The sequence below is a fragment of the Ruminococcus flavefaciens ND2009 genome, assembly GCF_000621785.1.
GTDB lineage: Bacteria > Bacillota > Clostridia > Oscillospirales > Ruminococcaceae > Ruminococcus > Ruminococcus flavefaciens_C.
On the sequence record NZ_JHXI01000017.1, the window covers coordinates 36,274 to 61,995 of the forward strand.

17 protein-coding genes are annotated in these 25,722 nt (G+C 41.3%); 7 read left to right on the top strand and 10 right to left on the bottom strand.

Going from position 1 to position 25,722, the window contains the following annotated elements; translation table 11 throughout:
* Nucleotides 1–14: 14 nt before the first annotated feature.
* The 5 genes from T488_RS0105420 to T488_RS17060 form a co-directional block, all read right to left on the bottom strand.
* Nucleotides 15–209, bottom strand: coding sequence for a helix-turn-helix domain-containing protein (locus tag T488_RS0105420; protein ID WP_028519923.1), 195 nt, complete (start codon nt 207–209; stop codon nt 15–17).
* Nucleotides 210–341: 132 nt separating this feature from the next.
* A complete protein-coding gene (locus T488_RS0105425; protein WP_242838302.1) occupies nt 342–650 on the bottom strand; it encodes a DUF6809 family protein in 309 nt (102 codons plus the stop codon).
* 76 nt (nt 651–726) lie between these two features.
* Nucleotides 727–2,061 (bottom strand): relaxase/mobilization nuclease domain-containing protein, encoded by a 1,335-nt coding sequence (locus T488_RS17050; protein WP_051536327.1) that lies wholly within the window; start codon nt 2,059–2,061, stop codon nt 727–729.
* Nucleotides 2,061–2,372, bottom strand: a complete 312-nt coding sequence (locus T488_RS17055; protein WP_051536330.1) for a plasmid mobilization protein — start codon at nt 2,370–2,372, stop codon at nt 2,061–2,063. Before T488_RS17055 ends, T488_RS17050 begins: the two co-directional genes overlap by 1 nt.
* Nucleotides 2,373–2,703: 331 nt before the next feature.
* On the bottom strand, nt 2,704–3,738 hold the full coding sequence (locus T488_RS17060) for an AAA family ATPase (RefSeq protein WP_196243275.1): 1,035 nt from the start codon (nt 3,736–3,738) through the stop codon (nt 2,704–2,706).
* A gap of 948 nt (nt 3,739–4,686) precedes the next feature.
* Between T488_RS17060 and T488_RS0105445 the strand changes: the two genes are divergently transcribed.
* From T488_RS0105445 to T488_RS0105455, 3 genes are all read left to right on the top strand, one after another.
* Nucleotides 4,687–5,688, top strand: a complete 1,002-nt coding sequence (locus T488_RS0105445; protein ID WP_028519925.1) for a DUF6076 domain-containing protein — start codon at nt 4,687–4,689, stop codon at nt 5,686–5,688.
* Nucleotides 5,689–6,062: 374 nt separating this feature from the next.
* Nucleotides 6,063–9,221: a transglutaminase domain-containing protein gene (locus T488_RS0105450; protein WP_028519926.1), complete on the top strand. Its 3,159-nt coding sequence runs from the start codon at nt 6,063–6,065 to the stop codon at nt 9,219–9,221.
* Nucleotides 9,218–10,189, top strand: a complete 972-nt coding sequence (locus T488_RS0105455) for a hypothetical protein (RefSeq protein ID WP_028519927.1) — start codon at nt 9,218–9,220, stop codon at nt 10,187–10,189. The genes T488_RS0105450 and T488_RS0105455 overlap by 4 nt, the downstream gene beginning before the upstream one ends.
* Nucleotides 10,190–10,592: 403 nt before the next feature.
* Here T488_RS0105455 and T488_RS17065 read toward each other — a convergent pair whose 3' ends face one another.
* The 5 genes from T488_RS17065 to T488_RS0105480 all read right to left on the bottom strand — a co-directional run bounded on the left by T488_RS17065 (nt 10,593) and on the right by T488_RS0105480 (nt 15,026).
* On the bottom strand, nt 10,593–11,822 hold the full coding sequence (locus T488_RS17065; protein ID WP_051536333.1) for a site-specific integrase: 1,230 nt from the start codon (nt 11,820–11,822) through the stop codon (nt 10,593–10,595).
* A gap of 103 nt (nt 11,823–11,925) precedes the next feature.
* The gene (locus tag T488_RS0105465; protein ID WP_028518030.1) at nt 11,926–12,117 is read right to left on the bottom strand and encodes a helix-turn-helix domain-containing protein; all 192 of its coding nucleotides are present in this window, start codon (nt 12,115–12,117) and stop codon (nt 11,926–11,928) included.
* 121 nt (nt 12,118–12,238) lie between these two features.
* Nucleotides 12,239–12,517 carry a DUF6809 family protein gene (locus T488_RS0105470; protein ID WP_028519928.1) on the bottom strand — a complete coding sequence of 93 codons (279 nt, stop codon included), beginning with the start codon at nt 12,515–12,517 and terminating at the stop codon, nt 12,239–12,241.
* A gap of 118 nt (nt 12,518–12,635) precedes the next feature.
* Nucleotides 12,636–13,109, bottom strand: coding sequence for a hypothetical protein (locus tag T488_RS0105475; protein WP_082320442.1), 474 nt, complete (start codon nt 13,107–13,109; stop codon nt 12,636–12,638).
* Nucleotides 13,110–13,253: 144 nt separating this feature from the next.
* On the bottom strand, nt 13,254–15,026 hold the full coding sequence (locus T488_RS0105480; RefSeq protein WP_028519930.1) for a DUF927 domain-containing protein: 1,773 nt from the start codon (nt 15,024–15,026) through the stop codon (nt 13,254–13,256).
* A gap of 1,971 nt (nt 15,027–16,997) precedes the next feature.
* Between T488_RS0105480 and T488_RS0105485 the strand changes: the two genes are divergently transcribed.
* Genes T488_RS0105485 through T488_RS0105500 form a run of 4 tightly spaced genes read left to right on the top strand, consistent with a single transcriptional unit; the run spans nt 16,998 to nt 25,709 of the window.
* Nucleotides 16,998–20,114 carry a DUF3427 domain-containing protein gene (locus tag T488_RS0105485; protein ID WP_028519931.1) on the top strand — a complete coding sequence of 1,039 codons (3,117 nt, stop codon included), beginning with the start codon at nt 16,998–17,000 and terminating at the stop codon, nt 20,112–20,114.
* Nucleotide 20,115: 1 nt separating this feature from the next.
* Nucleotides 20,116–20,517 carry a (deoxy)nucleoside triphosphate pyrophosphohydrolase gene (locus T488_RS0105490; protein ID WP_028519932.1) on the top strand — a complete coding sequence of 134 codons (402 nt, stop codon included), beginning with the start codon at nt 20,116–20,118 and terminating at the stop codon, nt 20,515–20,517.
* Nucleotides 20,518–20,543: 26 nt separating this feature from the next.
* Nucleotides 20,544–22,934, top strand: coding sequence for an AAA family ATPase (locus T488_RS0105495; RefSeq protein ID WP_028519933.1), 2,391 nt, complete (start codon nt 20,544–20,546; stop codon nt 22,932–22,934).
* A 54-nt stretch (nt 22,935–22,988) separates the two neighbouring features.
* A complete protein-coding gene (locus T488_RS0105500; RefSeq protein WP_028519934.1) occupies nt 22,989–25,709 on the top strand; it encodes an ATP-dependent DNA helicase in 2,721 nt (906 codons plus the stop codon).
* The last annotated feature ends 13 nt before the right edge of the window (nt 25,710–25,722 follow it).

Consider the following 25,722-nt stretch of genomic DNA (forward strand, 5'->3'; position numbering starts at 1 on the left):
ACTGATAAAATCGCTCACGCTGTTTCTCCACGAAGGTATCTCAGGAAAAGCTCTTTATTGATGAGATATTTCTTGCCTGCCATGATGTGCGGTACTTGGTCATTGATGCACATCTGACGGACTCTGTACTCGGTCAGCCCTTCCACAAGAGATGCCGCCTCCTTTATGGTCAGCATTACGATTTTAGTCTCTGTTTTGTTTTCAACCATTCAATCATACTCCTTCTCATTGTCTCGTTCATGTTTCCCGTGTGAATTAAAGTGTTCATTTTCATCTTTCCTTTACTAAAAATTTAAGGGTACGGCTCTGTCCGTACCCTTTCCATTTTGATTGTTATGATTTTATTTCAGGTTCTCGCTCCTGCCGAACATCACATCTATGATAAGCTCGGCGCAGTCACGGAAGCCTTGTATGTAGCTTTCCGCTGCCATTGTCTCGGACAGCATTCCCTGCATATCCGTTATGTTGTTCAGCAGCTTCTTATCGTCAGCCGACAGTCGTTTCTCCAGTGCGTCGTACAACTCGAGAAGCTCAATACTCCGCTTTGCATAGTCGGAGTCCTTCCTCACATCGTGCTGACACGGTATGACGTTTCCGTAGTATAAATCCTGCAACTTCATCGCCGTGGTCACCTCCTGACCAACAATCATACCACAGCACTCAAACGAAATCCATTCATCAGACCTGACGAAAACCGGCTGTTGAAACAAAGCACACCTCACAGGACTATCCCATATGTATTCCAAGAGCTTCCTTTCGCTCTCGTTCCTCAGCAAGAGCTTTGCTGTCAATGTGCTCCCGAGCGTACTCAGTATCGTCGGCAGGCTCGTCATCAATCATCGAAGCCACAGCTGTAACGCCGCCGACAATGCTATCAAAACTGACTGCGAGATCACTATCCACTTGGCTGCTTTCAATCTTAGCCTGTGCTTGTATTCGTCGAGCTCTTTCAGCTTCGAGCCATATTCCTCGTTCAGCTTCCCAGCCTGTGATGACAGGTCCGCTGTTGCTTTCTTCAACTGCTCGATTGCTAACGTCGTGTTTTCCGACGTTTGATCCAGCAGCTCCCGACAGCTCGCTATGGTATCTCTCTGCTCGGAACGGACTGTTTTCAGCACCTGTTCTGTCTCTGCTTTCGTCGCCAACACCGATAGCGTTTCCAGTATCTCTAACTGCTCCTGCGACATCAGTTTGTTCAACTTTATCAGCGCTCTCCAATTGGCATCGAGTACCAACACTGCTGGCTGAGTTTCCTCCGCTGCTGATAATTCCTTGTCGTACATCTGCTGCAATTCTTCTTGTTTCGAATTCATACTCCATATTCTCCTTTCGATAACGTTCGCCGTGAAGCTTATTGTCACGGCATCTTCTGCCATTAGGACAGGTGTAGGTGATGTATTTGCGGTTGTCCTCCCACCGTACACCATAGCCCTGCTGTTTCATCATGAAACAGAATTGCTTCTTTGACTTCGCCTGTTTCATCACTTGGTTTATGACATTCATCAGCTCCCACTTGAAGCTCTCGCCGCGCTTGGCTGACCTGTACTCGCTGTCGGAGAGGTAGTCCCTGTTCATTTTCTTCTTGGGAGTATCAAGCACATGAACTCCGTACCGCTGACAGATCTCATCGCTGAGCTTCATCAGTTCCTCGACACTCTCCTTGTTTGAATGATACTTCTTCCCATCCTCGAAACTGACCGAGTTGAACACGAAGTGTGAGTGGATATGCTCTCTGTCAATGTGAGTAGCGACTACAACTTCGTATTTGTTGAATGCTTTCTCCGCAAGCTCCACTGCTATCTTGTGGGCAAGCTCGGGTTCGATTTCGTATCCGCTGGGGAAGCTCTGCACCAGATGATAGTACAATCGACCGTCAGGTTTATGGTACAGGTTCTTAGTCGCGGTCATTTCATCGAGTGCGGTCTCGGGTGAGCAGTTGACTCCGGTCACGAAACGCTTGTCCTCTGACACGGTCTTTTCCTTTCTGCTGACGTAATTAAGGACGTTTCTCATGCCGCCAGCGGTCTGAGTTTTGTTGTTGATAAAATGGATTATGGGCATCACTTCACCACCTTTGCTATCTCACAGACTGCCGCTGTCACTGACTTGTGCTGCTCCACAAGCTCGTCCAGTCGAACGGAGTGAAGCCGTCCTTCATGAGCCAGCATTGCTATCTGATTGAGATTCCGACCGATAGCTTTCTGCTGCTTTGCTACCTCGTTCAATCCGTCTGCTACGACGATTTTCTTATCCAGTGCCGATCTGAGAATGAAGTCGCTGAGGGACTGCTTGTGCCGCTTAGCCTTGCTGTGTATCCGCTCGTACTCGTCATCAGTACAGCGGATAGTGATCGTTCGATTGCGTTTTCTCATTGTATCACGCTCCTTTCTTCTTTGTGCGATTTTTGAGAGGGGGCTCGGGGTTCGCCCCGACCAGCAAGCGTTCGGCGGACTGCCGAATGCGATGCTGGCATTTCATACTTCCGTCGCCTGTACTGCTCCGTCAGCGGTAGTTTTCCCCTTATGCCAATGCCGCCCACACTCGCTCCACGTTGCGCGACAATCGCTTTTGTGGACACGGGTGGGATAACTACCCGATTTGGACTGTTGCGGCAAAAATGGGCGTTTTTGTGCGTGACAGTAACTCTGCCGTGACGGTAACTCTACCGACACGGAATCCTACCGACACGCTCCGCAGATGAAGCTATATAGAGCTTTGTGAGCTGTCAGTCAGCGCCTGCGTGACGGTAACATTTCTACCGTCACTATTGTCACGCTCGCCGTTGTAGTGAAGGATGATGACACGACCTTTGTGAACTCTTTCGTACTTGAAATCAATACCGTACTTGCTTAGTTCATAACCATTCTGGACTAAGTCTCTTGTAACTCTGTTCGGATAAATGACTTCATCGGTAACTGATTTTAACTCTTCAACCAACTCGGTTGCAGTGCCTTCAAAGTGAATGCGCTCACTGATGAAAAGATATACAGCAGAGAGAACAATATTGTCGCGGCTCTTCTGTGTCGCAGGCTCATTCTCAACTATCCAGCACATTGCATCGGTATCGAAATGCATTCGCAGTTCAGTGTATTCAATGTCACGCCCCTGACAATACATGATCGCTTTTCCTGAGCCGCACTTTGTTTCCTTGAGCGCAAAGTTGCCGTCAGTTGCACCGCCGATACCTGTACTGCCTGTCATCATATTGAACGGATTATCGTCCTTAGCTTTTCGCATATGATGAATCATCAGTATGCATATACCTAAGCGGTATGCGACTTGTTTGAGTGCGATCAGATCAGCGTAGTCAGCACCGTAACTTGACTCAACATTGCTGCGCACCATTTGCATAACGTCAATCACAACTATCTTTAAGTCATCGTGATCTTTCTTGAACGCTTCTATCTGTTCTTCAAGACCTGCACCAATCTTGTCAGCGGCAACTGCAAAGTGCAGATTCTCAATCGGTTCGGCGTTCATCTGAAACAATCTGCGCTGTAGTCGCTGATAGTTATCTTCCAAACACAAGTACAGCGCAGTTCCCTGAATAGTTTCTCGTCCGAGCACCGGAACTCCTGTTGCAATGCTGAGACAGATATCCATTGCCAGCCATGACTTGCCTACCTTCTGCGCACCTGCAAGTACATACAGTCCTTGCGTGAGCAGACCGTCAATGATGAACTCCTTCGGCTTGAATACTGTTGACAGTATTTCTTCTGCGGTTTTTGTTTGTAACACATTACTCATAGCATTCCTCCTTTCTCATAAGATCCCCGAACACAGCCGACAGCTTTTTTCGTTACGGGCAACTGCTCGTGCGAACTATTTTTGTGGGCTGTGTCGGACGGATTTCTACACTCCACAGGTAAAAATGTGGGAGCAGTATCCTTTATGCAAATCGACCTGTTTTTGCATATGTTTTTGACCGCTCTGAAACGTTTTCCTAAACACAAATTGATTTTCATGAGAACTGACCTTTTCTCACAGGAAACTGATATTGACCGCAAAGCGCATAGAATAGAGCTTTGCAGACATTTCAACTCAAAACTGCCAAGTCGACAGTTTTGAATGTTTTTCAGTCAAAAATGAGCATTTCGGAATAAAAATGTGGGAGCAGTATCCTTATTGCATTTTAGTATGTTTTTGACTATTATTTAAGGCTGCAGATCACGAACGCATCAGGACATAGTACGTCCCAGCATAGCAGACACACTGTTTTGAACAGCAGTATCCGCCGCACTATGCCTGACCGAATCAGAAGCCGCCCGACTGCACATCGGACTCATAGACAACCTAAATGCTCGGCTGCCCCGGCACACTCCCATTGCCTGCGACGGTTTTATCACGCTCGGACTGTGGCTGAGTGTAAGTATCCGTTCCCGACTTTCATCGCTTACTTCACATCTGCGCTATGTGAAACCAGAGATGTTATCGCTCGCCTTGCGGGTCATCGCGTATCTCTGGGCTGGTACGGCTCACCGCCCCACCATCGGAAACAACGTAACTCCTGATCCCATATTCAATTTTCAAGTTTCTGTCCAAGTCCGAAGACTCTTCCTCAGTTTCAATCATAACAGACTTTTTTCGCATAATAAATGCGAAATGAAACTCAAAAGATTTTTTACACTTTCATTTCAATATGATGTGTGTTATAATAGTGGTAACCTATCTTTGGAGGCAAAACTTATGTATCTGAGCCGTGGACTGTACGTTTTCCCAAATAAAAATACTATCAGGCGCTTTATGTACGATGGAGAGGAAGCAACCGAGCTGCCTGAGATAACATTTGAGCAGCAGCTGATAGACTTTCTTGAGATCGATCTGACGCCGTTCAACAGACTTCTTGACAAACTGAAAGCATATACCAGGGATAACACGACTCCTGATGAACTTTTGGGCGTATGCCGAGCTGTTGGATATGCCGCTGAGATCTTTTGTCAGGAAGAACCTGTGTACAGCTTTCTGCTATGTACAAAACTGTATGTTGACAGTTATGATATATCAAGTTATGAAGAGCTTTTTGAGCATAAGGATCACGCTGTTGAAATGCTGCGAGATATGGTACACACTCAAAACATTTTCTTCACTATCGCAGATGCGTATTGCAGATTTGAAGGCACCCACGAGGAAAAGACTACTAAAGCATTCTTAGGCAGGGAAACTATTTTCAAGTGCCAATTTGAGCAAGTCATTGCTCATACAGATGTCGGCACGGAAATGTTTCAGATGACAAGACCTAAGCTGCCATACAGCAGAGGTTACCGTTTTGACAACCTGCCTGACTATATTTGGTACATCTTCCTGCACGCAATGGAATATGATACGAGTTTCAGTCAGTGCGACTACTGCGGTCATTTTTTCAAGCCCAAGACAAAGAAAAAGACCCGATACTGTGATCGGGTCAGGACTGAGGACGGACGCACCTGTAAGCAGATAGGTCCGCAGCAGATATATAAATTCAGACTTCAGCACAGCGAGCTGCTGGCTGATTATGACAGAGCTATAAATCGCAATTACCGGCGAGTGGAGCGGTACGAACTAAAGCTCAGAGACGAAAAGCAGGGCAAGGACTTGTCCTATAACGACTATGCTGACTGGCTCAGGGAACTGCATACTGCTAAAGTAGCGTTCATGTCAGGTGAGTTGTCGGAGGAGGAGTTCAGGAATGCTATTCATCGTCTTAACTAAAGGGACAAATTATACTATTTTAAATTGCCCGTATCAGATATTGCTGATATACTAATGGTGACAATAAACGCCGCGAGCAAGATTATAAATAGGGTTCTCAAAAATTTATGTGAGCATAATCGGAACTTCAAAATAAAGTATTGGATAAACGCTTATATATTTTTATTCGAAGATGAAAACACGTGATTTCAAACTATCTTGGATACAACGCTAGTTTTCCCTATGCTCTTTTCTTCCCATTAGATTTTAAGGGTTGAATTTCAAGAATTAATGTGTTATAATCTGTGTATTGAGTGTAGAAATGTTTGATATGATGGGGAATGACCGAATCATCCTAATACACTAATAATTATACTTTATAAGGAGAGTTTATCATGCGATCAGTTTTATTAAGAACTATTTCATTTATTACCACCATTGCTTTTTCGCTTTTGTGCGCTACAACAAATATGGAAGGCATTATTCAATCAAAATCTGCCAAAGCCGTAGATGCGGAAGTTATATTAGGTGACTTGGATGGCGATTGCATAGTCAATACTTTTGATATGGTTCTGCTCCGCCAAATTGTTGGATACGACAAACCTTATGATAGAGCTGGAGACTTGGATGGTAACGGAAGGATTGACTATTATGACTTATACTTGTTAAATCAGTTTCTTCTTGGAGCGATTAAGCAATTTCCTGGTAGCACATACGATGATATAATTTCCCAAGATAGAACAGTGCTTGATGGTGCACAGACAGAACTTTCCCTAACACAAGAAATGGCGGACATAACTGAAAGCTTAGCAACTCCAGTTAATATTTACAATTACATTTCAAATAGTATTAATTTCGAATTCTATCCTGATTCTAGAAAAGGTGCAATTGGTACATTTGAGCAATACGGCGGCAATGATTATGATATTGCTAGTTTGTTCATAGCTATGCTTAAGCATTTGAATTATGAGGCTTCATATATAAATGGCACTATTGAGTTGACAGAACAGCAGGCTATTAATTATACTGGGGCAAAAGATATAGATTCGGCATTAAATATTATCAGACTGAGAGATCCGGAAGCTTCATATAATCAGCAGTTAAATACTACATCATTTAATCATGTTTGGGTGAAACTGATTTATGATTCAAATGAATTCTACCTTGATCCAAGTTTCAAGGAATATGTGTCTGTTGATTCGATATTTAATGAATATGATAGTAATCTTGACGATTGGGTTGCGGATGCCGATTATTTTAAGTACTCAATGAAGAAAAACTATAAAAGTGAGTCGAATGTAAAATCGGGATATCTCACTAATCGAAAAATAAAACTTATTGAAAACAATGCACTTCCTACTGAATTGCCTTATGAAACTACTATTGAAACAGAATTTGATAATGTGGCATCGGATGATTCAGATAAGATATCCTTTTATTTCGATGGAGAGTTCCATGAGTTTAGAAGTGCAGAATTGTATAACAGAAGGATAACAATAGAATATGCTGTAAACGAAGACGAGAACGAAGGATATGATATACATCCTAATAATGTATATGGGTTGATTAATAGTGGCTGGTCAAATCGTGTCAATTTGCATCCAATATTAAAAATAGATGGAGAGGCATATTTTGAAGGTGGTGGAGCTAATGTTGGCTCATACCAAACAACTACTGTAAAGCTACATACAAATAATCAGGATTATATTTTTACCAAAGAAATGTGTGTAGGCTCAATATACTCCATTGTATTCGATTATCAAAATATTGCGGCATATAAGACGTCTACCTCTATAAATAATGTGTATTCTTTAAACGATTCAATAAGTAAAAGTAATTTGTATTCGGATGAATACATAGGCAAGATTTTAGAGCTTGTGGGATATAATTATTTTACACAATTAGATATTGCAACGCATTCTATAGCCGAAGAAACCGATACATATTATTCTCATAATTTAAGCGTATCATTTTTCGGATATGAACCAGAAATAACTGAAAAGACCTCAATGGGAGTATCCATGGAGTACAGCATTCAACAGTCCGGCAATTTTGTGATTGACGTTATAGGAAATACTTATAGTTGTTCTGCAAAGGACTCGAATAATAACAACGAACTAATTTTCAAGTCGTCATCGGGAATGATGTCATCATATATAGAAAGTAATGTGCTCAAGGAGCTTTTTGATGTTGATAGCGTATCAACTATGGAAGTTATCAAATATGCTGAGAATAATGATATAGATATCTATACTCTATATAACGGAAGCGAACATAATCTTTCAGAGTTTAATGTAAATGCAAATGCAAATAAAATAATTGACGAAGCAATAAATGCTGGATATATCGTAACTGTACCGCAAAAGGATATTACAATTAATAGTTGGACAGGTTCTGGGTATATAATGTATGATCCTTATAGTGGATACTCTGTCTATATGCTTTCTAAAAATGTGGGAACTTCGGGAGGAGCGACAACAACCGGAATATCGTTTGATCAAATAATTGCCATGGTTGCGACAAGTTTGGATTTAGCAATTTCTGCAGCCGCATTTTATAGCATAGTGAATGCGTATGTAATGCTGTCGGCAGTAACATTACCTATGTTTATTTTAGCGGCAGCCGCTACATATGCACTTGTTACCGCTGTGTTCAATTATGTTTATACTTTGGCTATTGTAAATGAGGCTTGCAATGGTGATGCTGCTTGTCAAGAATATCTACAAGACGAACGAGCATGGTATCTTTTGGATATTGGATTAGTTGCATCTTGCGCTGCTTTGACAAAGTATGGCGGAAATATATATAATTACTTCAAAAACAAAATTGTTGTTAGCGAACTGTCTCCGGAAGTCGCAAGGGATAGTCTGAATTACGTTGATGATGCCTATGATATAGTACATTCAAGTGAACGAATGTTAAATAGCGGTCTTAGCAAAGAAACTGTTTCACAGGCTGTTAAGTATGGCGATGACTACGTTCATGGCTTGGAATCAATAACGAAACAAAATCCAGAAATAATTGAAATATTGAATTCTGCTTCAGATAAAGACAAGGCTGTATATCATTTATTGGAATTCGGTGATGATGCGGTTGCGGATTATATGGAAGTCGGTTCAGACGGAATAGATATGTTACTTGATAACATGTCGAAAATGCCTGATGATATGACAAATGTTTGGGGGCTTCGTTCCACAGTGCGCGGAAAATATATAGAGAGGGCTGCTGCTGCAACAGAGTATAAAACTTGGTTTTATATTGGAGACGAGAGTAATGGATATTATCCTGTAATTGATTTTCAAAAGGATACTACTATTGTAAGTTTTAAAACAATGAATCCTTCGTCATACTCTGAAACAGCGAGAATTAGTAAAATTAATAAGTACGCGGAAGCATTAGGAGAATTTGTTCAATATCATGGTGACGATTTATGTAATAATAAAATATTAGATATTCGTGTACCTCCTGGAACATCTAATATGATTGATACAGAGGCTATCAAATCAATTGCAGATGAAAATGGAATCCAAATTAAGATAGGAGAATTTGAATGAACGTAAATGGAATAGCTTTTGAATTATCGATGCATTATGATGAAACAGTGCATGGTTTTATTGAAGATGTAATAGATAATCTGCCTTTTCAATTAAAGAAAATGAGTCCGGCAACTCTGCATAAGAAAACAAATTATAATAAAGCTACATATTATGATTATTTATACAGTTCTTTTGAGAAAAGAATACGTTTTTCAGCCCCCCTTTCACAAGACTTTAATAATACATTTATGCTGAGATATGATGATATATCGAATGTTATTACTATTATGATGCATTCAAAAGATTGTATAGATGAATCTGAGTTTCTCAATAAGTTGAACGATTTATTGAACGGCACTAAGATAATCAATGCGACTTTTCGTGACCGTTTAGACGGCCTTTTGAGTGGTTCAAATGATATATCATTTTATGAAAAAATGGGCATAGATGCTTCCAAACTAAAAAAAGTAATTAATCTGCCTTTTAAATATGAAGTATTAGATTTAGAACAATTCTCAAGGCATAGACATGAATATGGCGGTATCGAATTTACAAGTACATACATAATGTGGTTTGGTAAGGATTTCTTCAAATTTGTTCCGCAGGAAACATTGACATCGTTTAAGGAGTGTGTTTCAAATGAAACGTTTGAAAATGGAACGGTCAGGATTCAGTTGTATGAGAATATAAACGATTTCAATACCGAAGAAACTGATCGTCGCCAATGGGCTTTCAGAAGGCACACAAATATTGATGAGGTCGCTGAACAATGGAATTTAGATTATCTTAAAATGGCTTCAAGCAACAAGTCAAGTGCGAATATGGAAATCGAAACAGGAAAATTTGAGCATGGCGGAGTCAAACTTGTAAAAATGTATCTTGATTCCGAGAACAGACCGGCACCGAAAAAGTTAGCTTATAAAATGAAGTGCATTGAGTATGATTCGGCAGGAAAAGTAATAAGTGAGTACGAAATAACTATGTGATATTGGAAAAAAGCAGTGGATACAATCTTAAAATAATGTATCCACTGCTATCTTTTCATAGAACATTAACTTTATATTTGGAGGACAATGCGCCACTTTTGGCACTTGTTTGGCACTTATTAGTACTAAAAATCGTCTGAAATCGCTTGAAGTTACTATAAATGAAGCTTCAAAATTCCGCGAAATACAGCCATTTTCGTATTTTACTAAAGACTACTAAAAGGCACGGGATTAATTCAATTCCCGTACGGGTCACCATTAATTGGTTACTGCAAATGGCTGATTTAAGCCATTTGCAGTTTTTTATTATTTTAACCAACTACCCGTAACCACTTACTGACCACTTATTACCACTTTTAACTATTTTCAGGTGTGCCGCAGAGTTCTGGCTCTGCGGTCATTTTTATGTCCCGAACTGCTCACCGCCGCGGTTCTGAACGTCATATTTCACGCACTCCGCAGGCTGATGAGCGAACTTCAGAGCGTTGGTGATGGCCTCGCAGTTGCGAGCCCTCGCCTCCTGGAACATATGGGAATACAGGTTCAGAGTTGTTCCTACGACGCTGTGGCCCATATCAGCCGAGACCGCAACCACGTCCACTCCCTCGAATATAAGCAGACTCGCGTGCAGGTGACGCAGGGAGTGGATATTTTTGAAGGGCACTCCCACACGTCCGCAGTAGCCCTTCAGCCACTCAAACGGTGTCTGCGGATTCATAGGCTCGCCGTTCCACTTAGTAAACAGTCTGTCGTTCTCCACCCACTTTGTCCCGAGCCGTCGTGCCTCGATAGTCTGCTCCGTTTTGAACCGCCTCAGCAGGTCCATTATTATCTCGGGCATTTTCGATACACGCTTGGAGCTCCGCGTCTTGGTGGTGTCCGTGTATATTCCCTTCTCTGCGGTGTACTGCGAGGTTCGTCTGACGTGGATGAGGTCATTTTCAAAGTCGATGTCCTTCCATTCCAGTCCCAGCATTTCGCTTCGACGGAATCCGCTGTATATCGCAAGCATGAGGTAGAGCTGATACTTCATCGGCTCGTTGTCCAGATTGGCGAACAGCGTCCGCACCTCGTCCAGAGTGAATATCTCCTTTTCGAGCTGCTCCTGCTTTGGCACGAACACTCGCCTGCACGGATTGTCGCTCAGCATACCCATTCGTATCGCGTATGTAAACACGTCGCTGATGAAGCTCAGGTGGTGGACCGCTGTCTTGCGCGAGAGCGGTTTGCCTGTGGTCTCATTCCTGCCATTTATCATCATGTCTGTGATGAAACGCTGAATGTCGCGCGCAGTCAACTTGTCCATGCGCTTGTGTCCCAGTGCAGGATAGACACGCTTGGTGAGCTGTTTCATTCGGGCGTAGGAAGTCGGTCTGAGATTAATTTTCGCGTACTCCTCGAACCACTGCTCAGCAAATCTCTGGAACTTTATCGCTGAAGTGATCTGTCCCCTCATGCACTCTTCCTCAAACAGCACCGCCATTTTGTTGACTTCCCTCTCTATCTGCCGCGGAGTCATTCCGGGCTCGGGATAGTAGCTCCTGTACTGGTTGTGCTGTTTGCCGTCGACTCCGTAGCCGCAGGAGACTCTTATTTCATACGAACCGTTTTTTCTTTTTCTGATAGCCGCCATATATAAAACCTCCGTTCAATAATACGGCGCGTTTCTACCAACAACATTCTACCACACCGTGGCAGAAAAGTCCAGCGGAAACACGCCTTTTCACACTATTTATTTACGCAGTCTCCCCACGCAGATACCTGAGGAACAAGTCCTTGTTGATGAGATATTTCTTGCCTGCCATGATGTGCGGCACCTGATCGTTTATGCACATCTGACGCACACGGTACTCTGTCAGCCCCTCCACAAGAGCCGCCGCCTCCTTTATGGTCAGCATAACTATTCTTTCCTCGTTGTTTTCACCCATTCTATTCTCCTTTCGCCGAACGTCAGTTGTTCTTACGAATGAATACTGCGGTCATTTTTATCACTCCCTTCAAAGGTCAAATGGGCACGGCGACAACCGTACCCATGCCATTAAAATAATGCTATTTCAGGTTCTCGCTCCTGCCGAACATCACGTCTATAATAAGTTCGGCGCAGTCGCGGAAGCCTTGTATGTAGCTCTCCGCTACCATTGTCTCGGACAGCATTCCCTGCATATCCGTTATTTCGTTCAGCAATTTTTTATCGTCAGCCGACAGACGTTTCTCCAGTGTGTCGCACATCTCAAGCAGCTCCAGACTTCCCTTTGCGTAGTCGGAATCCTGTCTCACGTCGTGCTGACACGGTATGACGTTTCCATAATACAGATCCTGCAACTTCATCACCGCGGTCACCTCCTGACTAACAATCATACCACAGCTCTCAGACGAAATCCATTCACCAGACTGGACGAATGTCGGCTGTTGATACCGAGCAGAAGCACTACACAACAATCAGCTTTTATTCTTCCTCACTGCGCTGATATCTGACAGCACTCTCGAAGTTTATGATACCGTTGATACGCCGCACCTCGTCTGTGACCATTTCGCGAAGTTTGAAAAGTGTGCTTTTTTCGATATCATTTATCGCCGCGAGCATATGTGTCTGCGCACCGACTTCAACAGCGAGCTTGAATATCGCACGGGACAACCTTTGCTCAGTTCCCATGATATATCCTTCAACGATATGCGCTATCTGAGGCGCAAGGTACTCGATAAGCTCAGGCTTGTTCTGCATAAGGTGCGCGCAGTAGAAGCGGATAGCCTTCTCCATAAACTCAGTTTTTGTACTGCAATTATCCGACTTGTAGAGACTTTCAACCGTTTTCATCGTCTCGGGATAAATGTAAAGCGGAAATCGTATTTTCGTAGCATAGACTCCTTCATAATTTGCCGAAGTATCGGCGTTCTTCTTGCTTTTTTCATTTTTTGACATCAGCTTTTTCCTCCTGTTTTGATTTTGACTCCATTTGCTTATTCTCACAAACCGCGGAATATCGGCGGGCTTTGCCCGTCCGATGTGGAACGGCGGGCGCTTTGACGCCAGCCTTTATCCTGCAACCAAAAAATCTCAGCGATTTCAGCTGTTTTTGGCATCTTCCATATCAGGGAACATCTTCGACTTATCCAGCACGGCAACGCTCATTTGACGGTCATCGGTGACGCGGACCGTGGTCGTGTTGCGCTTACCTTTCACAACCATGATACCGTCATCGACCAGCTGTTGTATCAGACTGTTTTTGCCAATGGGGAAGCTCTCGCCCATTTCCTTCGACAGCTTCACAACCTCTGAGAACGCCGCATTCATGATGAGGTAGTAATAACTGTCGTCCTCGAAGCCGATGAAGCCTTTGCGGTTCATATCGCAATCGTTTCCGATGAAATTGACACTGCACCTGCCGCTGTCGAGCAGACTTTTCAGCTTGTCGCAGAACTGATAGGAGTAGTTTTCATTCTCGATAATGGAATTGTTTCTGACGGAACTTGTGACGATTATGTTTTTGAATGCGCTTTTATAATTCACCATGTCCTGCACACCTATTTCTTCTTTTGCATTCAGGAACGCAAGCAGGAAGTCGAAACCTATCATCAAATGCGCGAGCGTATCAGGAACTCTTGTGTGGAAGTTATCGCACCTTGCAGACAGTTCCGCCGTCACTTCGGTGCGGTATTTTTTGAATGTATCTGACAGTCCCTGTACGAACTTTTCATCATTGCAGAGATATGTTTCGCGCAGCCAGTCAACGTAGCTGTGCATTATCGCCGCAAGCACACCGTCTGCCGCGAGCTGCTGATACTCAGTCATCAATGCAAGATCTATGTCGTCAGATTTCATTTCGACAATGAAGTAGCGCGCGAGACCGCTCTGAGAAATCTCGGGAACGTACTCCGCAGTGACAAGACACATACCCGTCGGCGGACGCGACGGCTGCAATTCTATTTTACTGTTCAGCCTCGCACGACCAATACGGTCGCCGTAGAAACGCGCAAGATTTTGTGCAGTGCTTTTCATTTCCGAGTCGCCGTACAAACCATTGGGGTGCAGGTCATCGACGCAGGTCAGCACGTCCTTCAGCGAATAGATGTTGCTGAGGATGCTGTTCGCTGTATCGTGGAACGACATCGGCAGGGTGCTGGCTGTGAAGTTTCCAAAGAACGAACACATCAGCGCAGCTGTGGTGGATTTGCGCGTACCTGTTTTACCAACAAGAGCAGTTATGAATTTCGGTTCACAGCTCGCCGCTTTCAGGAAGTGCTCCAGCGGAGACAGAAACGTTACCGCCAACAGCGGAAGTATAACTCTCTGCGGCAGCAGACCGTTTTCAAGCATTGCTGTGAGATAGAACAGCTTGTCCGAACTTGCACTTCCGCTCCAGTTATATGCGTTCAGCTTGCCTTGCAGCTCCACAGTGAACTGACTATCCGCAGACGGCATCAGGAACTCATAACGCTCACCGATCTGCCGCCAGCCTGTCTGACTGTACACAGTTCTGAACTCGACATCAGCTTTCGTACTCATTATCGCATGACGTATCTTGCCGAGCGTGTTGTTCGCAGGAGAGTACGAACCCAGCGAGCCCCACTTCTCGATGAGCCACTTCATGCTGCTCATCTCGTCTGCGGTGACAGTTACCATCGGCATTGTTGTCCCGTTGGAATGTACAGCTCCGATCTCAAATGCTTTGCGGCACTCACTTCCGTCGTCAAATGTTATCTCCGACTTTAGTACGGGAACGTAATCGCACAGCCTGACCATTGTGACCGTCCCCTTCCGTTCGACCGTTTCGTAAAGGCAGCCGTCTTTGACACAGTACGGCTCGTTGTAAATGTTGTTGTCGTAGTTTTCGGTCATCCTATCATCCTTTCTTTCAAACTTGCTTTATTTGCCCTCAAATTTGCCTTGAGAGCTCGTGTGGTGTAGTTATCCCTCCTTCCTCCGCAGGACGGCACAAACCGCGCACAAACGCGCGACACGGCGTCCTGCACATATTATTTTACTAACAAACTACCAAACACGGTCAAAGCACGTGATACAGAGCTTTTCCGGCGTTAGCAATTTACTATCGCAGAACTAACAACTACCGATTTTGCTATCGGCAGAAGTAAAGATATATCGGCGTTTAGACGCTCTTGGTAGCAAGTTAGCAATTGTTTTGTCTGGACCCTTGCGCAGTACCGTTCCTTTCATTCCGTCTTGCGTGACGAGAGAGAAGTAGTTCACAGCTCGATGCGCTAAGCCCCTCCAAGCCATTGCGGCGCACTTAACTGCTGTGTTATCACTCCTGCGCAGGATATTTAATTTTCAAGATACTATGCCCTCTAATTATAGAGAACTGGGAGAGGCGTTTTGATAACCCTTTCCGGCAAATTTTTCAGAAAATTCTCCATTTCTGAAAATTGCCCTCTACTTATAAGGGAATGGGAAGGGCGTTTTGCACAGTCTTTTTGTAAAAGTTTGTACAACTGCACAAGCACCGTATTATTTGTCCCTCTACTTATAGGGAACTGGGAGAGCCCTTTTGGCAACCATTTTCATAATAATTTCATATTATTTTGTAGAGATGCATAATTGCCGGTTTATGAATGTTCCTATTTTTAACGCCTCATATAGTAGCCGTTGGGAAGGGCTGTTTTGAGCAACTTTTTTAAAAGTTCGTATGATTGCACAAGTTCGATCACTTATTTTGCTGCCGCTTTTGTGTCCTTCATATAGTAGCCGCTGAGAGAGGCTCTTTTGGGCCATGATTTTGAAACTTTGTAGGCTTGCACAGAATCATGTTTGCCGCTTCGTGTATTTTGCCAATCATAAAACTAACAACTATCAACTTTGCTATCAGTGAAAATCAAGATATATCGTCGCCTAAGCCCATTTGGTAGCAAGTTAGCAATTATTTTACAGGAGCCCTTGCGCAGTACCATTCCTTTCATTCCGCCTTGCGTGACGAGAGAGAAGTATTTCACAGCTCGATGCGCTAAGACTCTCCATGCTATTGCGGCGCACTTAACTGCTGTGTATCACTCCTGCGCAGGATATTCAGTTGTCAAGATTCTATGCCCCTCTACTTATAAAGAACTGGGAGAGGCATTTTGTAGCCCAGTTTTCAAAAACTTTGTGACTATGCACAAGCCGAGGCATATGGCAGCTGTTTATTTTGCCCTCTACTCATAAAGAACTGGAAGGACCCGATATGCTACCCTTTTCATATTATTTTGTAGAGATGCATAATTGACTGCTCATCAATGTTCTCATTTTTATCGCCTCCATATATAAGGGAATGGGAGAAGGTGTTTTTGAAGTCTGACTAAAAAAGTTTGGATAGCTGCACAAAACATGACAAATATGTGCCGATTATTTTGCCCCCTACTTATAGGGGAATGGGAGAGGCATTTCGATAACCTATTTCACACAACTTTCACTTTAATTTGTAGAGCTGCATAAAAACCGGTTGAATATAACTCGCGTTTTTATCGTCACCTTATTGTCGCCGATGAGGAGGACGCCTTTCAATGCCCTCTACTTATAAAGAACTGGGAAAGCCGTTTTGCACAGCTATTTTTCAAATCTTTGGATAAACGCACAAAAAAAGCACCTGCAATTGTGTATGTTGCAGGTGCTGCGCTAATAATTATTCTTTTTCGGCAGTGGCAGTTGTTGCAAAAAGCACAACAACTGTCATTTATCTTCTCCCACTCAAAGGAAGTGACAAGTTTTGAAAATATTACCTAAAAGCATTGTAAATCCGATACAATTGTGTTATAATATTACAAATAACAACTGTTAAATCCAACCATAATTTATGCAACTATCCGGAGGTGTCCCCCTATGCTCAGACCAGGACTATACGAACAAGTCATCAACAAAGACCTGTCAGGCGAGCTTGACGAGAGCCGTCAGCTTATCGACAAGCGAAATATCGACAAGGCCGAAGCTCCGCAGGTGCTGGCAGGGTATCTCTCCGAGGTCATCGAGAAGGGTCTTTCACGGCTTGCAGGTGATGATATCGAAGGTCAGCTGGGACTTGCCAACAGGATAGTATCGGCAGTTACCGAGCTTACGGGTGACGAGGAGTTCGATGGTCTGAGTGTTGACCAGCGTGCGGAACAGCTTCTCGCAGTTGCGAATATGCAGAACAATGCGGACACCATGAAGCGCCGCATTACCATGACACGCCCCGAAACTTCCCTCGCATCAAGCTCTCTGTTCACAGGCGCAGGTCACGAACCGCAGATGATGACCGAGCTGAAAAAGGAGATAGTCTCCGCCGACAGGATAGATATGCTTGTGTCCTTCATCAAGTGGAGCGGACTGGTGCTTATCATTGACGAATTGCAGGAGTTCACAGCTCGTGGCGGTCAGCTCCGAGTTATCACCACTTCCTACATGGGTGCTACCGATGTCAAGGCAGTCGAAGAGTTGAGCAAACTGCCTCACACAGAAATCAAGGTCTCCTACGATACCGAACGCACAAGGCTTCATGCGAAGTCTTACGTTTTCTACCGTGACACGGGATTCACTACGGCTTATGTGGGCTCGTCGAATATGTCTAACGCCGCCATGACAAGCGGCCTTGAATGGAACCTGAAAATAACAGCCCACGACCAGCCCCACACTATCCGCAAGATAAATGCGACCTTTGAAAACTACTGGAACAGCACCGATTTTTCGCTGTATTCTCCCGATGACCGTGTGCATCTGATGCAGGCTCTCAAAGCCGAGAAATATCACGGTGACAGCACTGACTACAGCTTTGATATCCGTCCATTTTCCTATCAGCAGGAGATTCTTGACAAGCTGACTGCCGAGCGTGAGATACGTCATCACTGGAAGAACCTTGTTGTCGCCGCAACGGGTACGGGCAAAACTGTCATTTCCGCCTTCGACTATAAGCGTTTCCGTCAGCAGAACGGACGTGCAAGACTTCTCTTTGTGGCACACAGAAAAGAGATTCTCAGGCAGAGTATAAAATGCTTCCGTGGAGTGCTTCACGATGCGAATTTCGGCAATCTCTGCGTTGGCGGCATCGTGCCTGAGAGCCTTGAAAACCTGTTCATTTCCATTGAGTCTTTCAACTCTCAGGCGCTTGACAGGATAACCTCCCCCGACTACTATGACTTCATCATCGTTGACGAGTTCCACCACGCCGCTGCGCCTACATATCAGCGCTTGCTTGAATACTACAAGCCGAAGATACTTCTCGGTCTGACGGCTACTCCCGAGCGTATGGACGGCAAGAGCATACTGCCGTATTTCGATGACCGTATCGCTGCGGAGATACGTCTGCCCGAAGCCATAGACAGGAAGCTTCTGTGTCCCTTCCACTACTTCGGAGTGTCCGACAACGTTGATCTGAATGACGTTAAATGGTCAAGAGGCGGATATGATAAAACTGCCCTGTCGAAGCTGTATACCGGCTACGACCTGCGTGTGATGCTTATCCTGAAAGAGCTTAACAAATACGTTGCGGACATGGACAAGGTCAAAGGACTGGGCTTCTGCGTATCGAAGGAGCACGCAGAGTATATGGCTCAGCGTTTCAATCAGAACAATATCCCGTCCATTGCGCTGACCGCTGACAGCAAAAAGGACGAACGTGATTCGGCACAGCATAAGCTGGCAGAGGGCGAGATAAAGTTCATCTTCACCGTTGACCTGTACAACGAGGGCGTGGATATTCCCGAGGTCAACACGGTAATGTTCCTGCGTCCTACCGAAAGCCTGACTGTGTTCCTGCAACAGTTTGGACGTGGTCTGCGTCTCAGCGACGGCAAGGACTGCCTGACGGTTCTGGATTTCATCGGTCAGGCACATATGAAGTATAATTTCGAGAGCAAGTTTGCGGCACTTCTCGGCAACACTCAGCGCAGTGTCAGGGACGAGATAGAGAACGGCTTTCCCCTGCTGCCGAAGGGCTGTTATATCAAGCTGGAAAAGCAGGCGCAGAAGTACATTCTCGACAACATCAGGCAGGCTGTTGGCGACAAGAGCGCTATTGTCAAGCGTCTTGCGAACTTCACAGAAGACAGCGGAAAGGCTCTTACTCTTACCAATTTCCTTGATTACTACAACCTTGATATCAGTGCGATTTACGGCACGAAAAACAGCTTTGCAAGGCTATGTGTGCAGGCTGAGGTAAGAGAGAATTTCACTGAAGAAATAGAGGAAGTTGTCACTAAGGCACTTCCCCGACTTTCATACATTGATTCACATCGCCTTATTGAACTTGTGATAGATTATCTGCCGAAGATAGGCAATTACAGCATCAATGATTTTGACGGCGTTCAGCAGAGAATGTGGCAGATGTTACAGTTCACCATTTGGCAGAAGTCCTATGAGGACTGCGGTTTCAGCGATCTGCTTGAGGGCTTCCGCAAGATAGCAAGGTCGACTGTGATGCTCAGTGAGATACTTGAGCTGATGTACTACAAGTACGACAAGATAGACTTCATCGACGAGCCTGTGCAGGTGGACTATGACTGTCCGCTGGATGTGCATTGCAGTTATACGAGAGATCAGATACTTGTGGCGCTGGACTTCATGAAGCCTGATACCGTCCGTGAAGGCGTGAAGTATCTGGAAAATAAAAAGACCGACCTACTGTTCGTAACGCTCAACAAGTCGGACAAGGACTATTCGCCCACCACCATGTACAATGATTATTCCATCAACAGCGAGCTGTTCCACTGGCAGAGCCAGAGCACAACAACTCCAGAAAGCAAGACAGGTCAGCGCTACATACATCATCGTGATATGGGTACAAGCGTGATGATATTCGTCCGTGAATACAAGAGCAACAAACTGGGTGCTGCGCCGTATACTTTCCTCGGACTTGCGGACTATGTGAAGTCGGAGGGATCGAAGCCAATGAATGTTGTGTGGAAGCTCCGCAAGCCTATCCCTGCGAAGTATCTTAAAAAGACTAATCAGCTGACGGTGGGATGATATGAAAACGATAAGAGTTGTGGCGGCTGTGATATGCGACTCACTTCAAGCAAAGACACGCATTTTTGCAACCGCAAGAGGATACGGTGAGTTCAAAGGACTGTGGGAATTTCCCGGCGGTAAAATCGAACCCGGTGAAACTCCACAGCAAGCCTTGATAAGAGAGATACGTGAAGAGCTTGCTACTGAAATAAAAGTGGGCAACCTTATTGACACGGTAGAATATGATTATCCCGCCTTTCATCTGTCGATGGACTGCTTCTGGTGTGAGGTGGTCAGCGGTGATTTGGTTCTGCTTGAAGCTCAGGAGGCACGGTGGCTTACCAAAGATGAGCTTGATAGTGTGGAATGGCTGCCGGCGGATTTGGAGCTGGTGGAGAGTATACGAATAGTAATGATATAAGAAGAAAATAATAATGGAGTGATTATATGTTTGAGAAGATAAAAAGCGTAAAAATATCTGGAATGTGTTTTGGCGATACCCATCCACCGCTAGAGTTATTTCCTAACGAAAGTCAAAGAGTCTCGATTATTTATGGTAAAAACGGAAGTGGAAAAAGCACTTTTGCAAAAGCATTTAAAAATTATTCTGAGTATAGTGAAACCACAGAATTATGCTTGGATATGTTAGATTATAGAAATTCCGTAATGTTAAGCAAAACGAACAGTGATTCATATTTTGGTTCAAGAGAAAGAATTTATGTTTTTAATGAAGAATACGTGATGAAAAAAGTTGGGTTTAAAGATAATGGGTTAGAAACAATAGTCTTATTCGATAAACAGAATCAATTAGAAGAAGAAATAGACATAACTAACGAAAAACTCAATGAAATTAAAGAAAGAAGAAATCAAATTAACACTTCAATTGAATTAAATAACAAGGAATTAATGAAAACAAAAAAAGAAATTGAAAAAGCATTGAAAAGTGATTGGGCAGCAAAAGATGCTAACATCAAACATAACAAAGCAAACTCATCTGTTAATGAGGCAATAATAAATGAAATATACTCTATAAATAGCAATCAAACAATAAGTGAACTTCAAAAGCAATTTGATGTATTATTTAATAAATATCAACTCTTATCTGATCAAAAAGTCTCCTATCCTACAATTAAAAATATTTCTAATTATAGTAGAGAAAAAGAACAATTGTTAATAAGTGCATTAAGTAAGAAACTACAAAAAATTAGTGTTGATGACAAGGATCAATTCATTTTGGAAAAATTGCAAGAAAATTTAAATCATACCAATGATTTAAGGAATGTATTAAAGGAATCTAATGCACTTTGTCCTTTCTGTTATCAAGCAATTGATGGAGAATACAAAGAAACATTGTTGAAAATTATAAAAATAGTATTAAATAGTGATGTAAAAGAGCATACCTTTGAACTTGATAAAATGAAGATTTCACCATATTTATTTGATGTTACTCCTTACGAATCATTGGATGAAATTCAGTGTTCTAGAATCAAAAAACAAATAGATGTTATTAATTCGATTATATCAAAATATAACGAAGCTATTGAAGAAAAAAAGGAATCAATATATACCCCATTAATTATTGATTCCTTAAATCTTAGTAATGAAATAATCGTATTGCACGAAATGATACAACATCTATCAAATCTTAGAGAAGAATACTACAAATCTTTTGAAGATATAGATCAGATTAAAGAAGATTTGATTTTGCTGAATAAAAAAATAGCACATAAAAATTATGAAGCAAAGCTTGAAACATACTTTAAATATAAGAAACAAAGTAATGATGATAATTTAGCTCTAAAAGAATGTGATGCCCAAATTGTCATACAAGAAGAATATCTTGAAAAAATAGAAGCGGACAAGAAAAATGTCAAAGTCCCTGTAAAGTATATGAATTATGCGTTAGAATATATCTTTTTCGCAAAAGACCGTATGACGATTGATTTTAAGGATGGAAGTTATATAATTAAATCAAAAAAGGCGAACGTTAAACCTGTATGTGTTTCTTGTGGTGAACGAAACATAATTGCCTTGTGTTACTTCTTTTCTGAAATGATGGAAGGATTAAAAGAAAGTGAATTATATACTCGTGAATCTTTAATTATTTTAGATGATCCAGTATCAAGCTTTGATTATGATAATAGAATTGGTATCATTTCATATTTAAAGCAACAAACTTCAAAAATTCTGACTCATAATCCCAATAGTAGAATTGTTTTTCTTTCTCATGATTTATATACAGTGGATTCTATATATAAATTTGTTGGGGAAATCCGAGATAAATTTGCAATATCTGAATCTGGAATTCCTAAAATAGGAAAGTATTGCTATTTATGCAGCTTTAGTAATCTCAATCTGATTCCTGAAGATACAGAAAATAGAATGCACGTTTACTCAAAATTATTAAAATCTGTATATGATTTTGCATTAGGTAAAGAAACAGATAAATATGAGTTTTCTATTGGTAACTTAATGAGAAGATTGCTTGAAGCTTTTGGAACTTTTGAATATCAAAAAGGAATAATAGACCTTTCTTTTGATCCCAATTTACAAGAACGAATACCTGAGGAAAAGCGACAATTCTTTGAAAATTTAATGTATAGGTTAATTTTACATGAAGAAAGTCACTCAGAAGATCATATAAGTTCTTCAGATGTGGATTTTTATATAAAGAATACTTTAGAAGAAAAAATCCAAACAGCAAAATATATTTTATGCTTAATATACGCATTGAATCCATTACATTTAAAAATGAGATTTAAACTGAACGAAATGAAAGACTGTCAAGATGCAATTATAAATATAAAAAAATGGTATGATGAAATCGCAATCAAATAATAAGCAATTACTATTTGAAGATTGAAAATAGCATACAATACTAGGAGAAATATCGTGTTAAAAGTTGATAAAGCTATACTTGATACAGATAGAGTAATATCGAAGAATATTTCAGTATTTGACGACTCTGAAAGAGGATTATTATCTCAAAATATATTATCTCAGCTTCGTAACTTTGTAGAATATATTGTTCAGAAAGTTTATTCGAAGGGTGCAGATACAGATCCAAATAACTATGATAAAAAGAAAGAAGCCTGGGAACACATAAAATCTCAAGGACAATTACGATTTCTGGCAAGATTTCACGCATTGCTTCAAAAATCAGTTTCACACTATACTTTTGACGAATGTGGATCAGAAAGACTGATGCTTAAATACTATGAGCATTTGATACGAATAAAAAATTTCTTAAAAGCTACATATGATATGAATGTACTTTGTAATATTGATGATTTTCCGTTAAATCTTGATACCACTCTTTCTGAATACTACGAAAAAATAAGCGAACGCATAAATACTCCAAGTCCTTATGCGTATAATGATCAATATAACGATAGAACGTATATACAAAAAATCAAACCATTTTTCATAGGACATCAAATATATTATGAAGTTACATTTACAGTTGCAAATGATAAAGCGAGTAAATTTGATAGAGTAATCGCTTTTACTCGCTCAGATATATCAGATAATTATGCAGTTAAACTTACGCTTCATAATGATTCAATAAGTATTATGGGCAAATCGATGCCAATTAAAATTATTGATTTGTGGGAAGTATCAATTCGTCCTTGTGAAATGAACAATTTTGCAAAGATATTTGGCGTTCAAGAAAATGAGATCAAGACAGGTCAAAATGAATACAAAGAACTGATGAAATTCCTGACTCTTTCTCATATGAGCTTAGTAGATATCGTAACATCATCCGAAAAATATTATGAACTAATCAAACATAGATGCACTCAAAAATCAAAAATTACACCTATATTTGACATTCTTGATTTAGCTAGAACCATTATCGAAAAAAACAATCCAGGATCAAATGTCATACGATACCTGCTGCAAAAAATGAATAATAAAATCATTAAGAAACAATATAATTATGAATCTTGTTCAGCATTATCAGAATTATTCTTATGCTGGGGCTGCATACCTTTTGATGATATGCCATTCACTGCTTCTCTTATTGAACATAACCCGAGGCTTTATGACCTATTTGAGTGTATTGAGACTAAAGAACGTGAACATGAGTTTTTAGCGCGTATAATACATATTAATACCGAACAAAAGGGAATATTATTTACGCCACTAAATGATTTGTCTCGTTTTGAGGATGTTTCCAAATTAATCAATACTTATAACAGTAAGTTGTATTACAAACATACACATCGCAAAATATTGACTTATAAAAATTTTGTTTATATAAAAGGCTTTGCCGACGATACATCCGAAATAATCAAGAAAATCATTAATCTCTCACAATCCGGAATTGAAGAATATAGAAACTATGTTGACTCTTGGTTAATTGATAATTCTGAATACATAATAGATTGCAAAGAAAAGCTTAATACATTAGAGACGATGTTTGAAAATTCCCATGTATCTTTAATATATGGATCAGCTGGAACTGGAAAATCTACTCTTATAAATCATATTTCAAATCTTTATAATGAAAAAAAGAAACTTTATATTGCAAACACCAATCCTGCTGTAGATAATATGCGCCGTAAAGTAAAATCTGATGGTCGTAATTGTACATTTATGACTATTAAAAAGTTCAACTCATATTATAATCCGTGCTCTATTTATGATATTGTAGTAATTGATGAATGTAGCACTGTGAGCAATTCAGACATGAAAAGCTTTCTAAATAAGGTGTCTTTTTCACAACTTGTTCTAGTAGGAGATGTGTTCCAAATCGAATCTATTCGTTTTGGAAACTGGTTCAGTATTGCACGCAGATTCGTACCAACAAATGCAGTAACAGAATTGACAAAACCTTTTCGTACAACAGATAGCAGCTTACTGACTGTATGGGATAGGGTGCGAAAACTTGATGATGCCATACTCGAACCAATGGTAAAAGCCGGATATACTGTGAATCTAGATGATTCTATTTTTGAAAACTTCGATAAGGATGAAATAGTATTATGTCTTAATTATGATGGATTATATGGGATCAATAATATAAACAGATTATTACAAAGCAATAATAACAATGAAGAATTTGTTTGGGGTATCAATACATATAAAATTAATGATCCTATCTTATTCAACGAATCAAATCGCTTCTACCCTCTAATTTATAACAATATGAAAGGAAGAATAGTTGATATTGAGCCAAGCGAATCAAGTATTAGATTTGATATTGAACTGGATAATTCAATAGATGAAACTGAAGCTTCATGGTATGATCTTGAAATAATAGGTTCGTCTCCTGAAAACAATTCAATAATTCGTTTCTATGTTGATCGGTATAAATCTACTGATGAAGATGATGACTCAAATAAATCTATTGTTCCTTTTCAAGTTGCCTATGCTGTTTCGATACATAAAGCACAAGGTTTAGAGTATAAATCTGTTAAGATAGTTATAACTAATGAAGTTGAAGAGTTAATAACTCATAACATATTTTATACTGCTATAACTAGAGCAAAAGAGAACTTACGAATATACTGGTCACCAGAAACAGAAAAGAAAGTATTAGAAAACCTATCCAAAAAAGACTATAATAAGGATGCTTCTCTTATTTCATCACTATATGAACTTAAATAATTAAAAGCTCATC

Excerpts from the sequence above, each read along its gene's own strand:
- T488_RS0105420 (WP_028519923.1), bottom strand. The coding sequence starts at position 209 with ATGGTTGAAAACAAAACAGAGACTAAAATCGTAATGCTGACCATAAAG.
- T488_RS0105425 (WP_242838302.1), bottom strand. The coding sequence starts at position 650 with ATGATTGTTGGTCAGGAGGTGACCACGGCGATGAAGTTGCAGGATTTA.
- T488_RS17050 (WP_051536327.1), bottom strand. The coding sequence starts at position 2,061 with ATGCCCATAATCCATTTTATCAACAACAAAACTCAGACCGCTGGCGGC.
- T488_RS17055 (WP_051536330.1), bottom strand. The coding sequence starts at position 2,372 with ATGAGAAAACGCAATCGAACGATCACTATCCGCTGTACTGATGACGAG.
- T488_RS0105445 (WP_028519925.1), top strand. The coding sequence starts at position 4,687 with ATGTATCTGAGCCGTGGACTGTACGTTTTCCCAAATAAAAATACTATC.
- T488_RS0105450 (WP_028519926.1), top strand. The coding sequence starts at position 6,063 with ATGCGATCAGTTTTATTAAGAACTATTTCATTTATTACCACCATTGCT.
- T488_RS0105455 (WP_028519927.1), top strand. The coding sequence starts at position 9,218 with ATGAACGTAAATGGAATAGCTTTTGAATTATCGATGCATTATGATGAA.
- T488_RS17065 (WP_051536333.1), bottom strand. The coding sequence starts at position 11,822 with ATGGCGGCTATCAGAAAAAGAAAAAACGGTTCGTATGAAATAAGAGTC.
- T488_RS0105465 (WP_028518030.1), bottom strand. The coding sequence starts at position 12,117 with ATGGGTGAAAACAACGAGGAAAGAATAGTTATGCTGACCATAAAGGAG.
- T488_RS0105470 (WP_028519928.1), bottom strand. The coding sequence starts at position 12,517 with ATGAAGTTGCAGGATCTGTATTATGGAAACGTCATACCGTGTCAGCAC.
- T488_RS0105475 (WP_082320442.1), bottom strand. The coding sequence starts at position 13,109 with ATGTCAAAAAATGAAAAAAGCAAGAAGAACGCCGATACTTCGGCAAAT.
- T488_RS0105480 (WP_028519930.1), bottom strand. The coding sequence starts at position 15,026 with ATGACCGAAAACTACGACAACAACATTTACAACGAGCCGTACTGTGTC.
- T488_RS0105485 (WP_028519931.1), top strand. The coding sequence starts at position 16,998 with ATGCTCAGACCAGGACTATACGAACAAGTCATCAACAAAGACCTGTCA.
- T488_RS0105490 (WP_028519932.1), top strand. The coding sequence starts at position 20,116 with ATGAAAACGATAAGAGTTGTGGCGGCTGTGATATGCGACTCACTTCAA.
- T488_RS0105495 (WP_028519933.1), top strand. The coding sequence starts at position 20,544 with ATGTTTGAGAAGATAAAAAGCGTAAAAATATCTGGAATGTGTTTTGGC.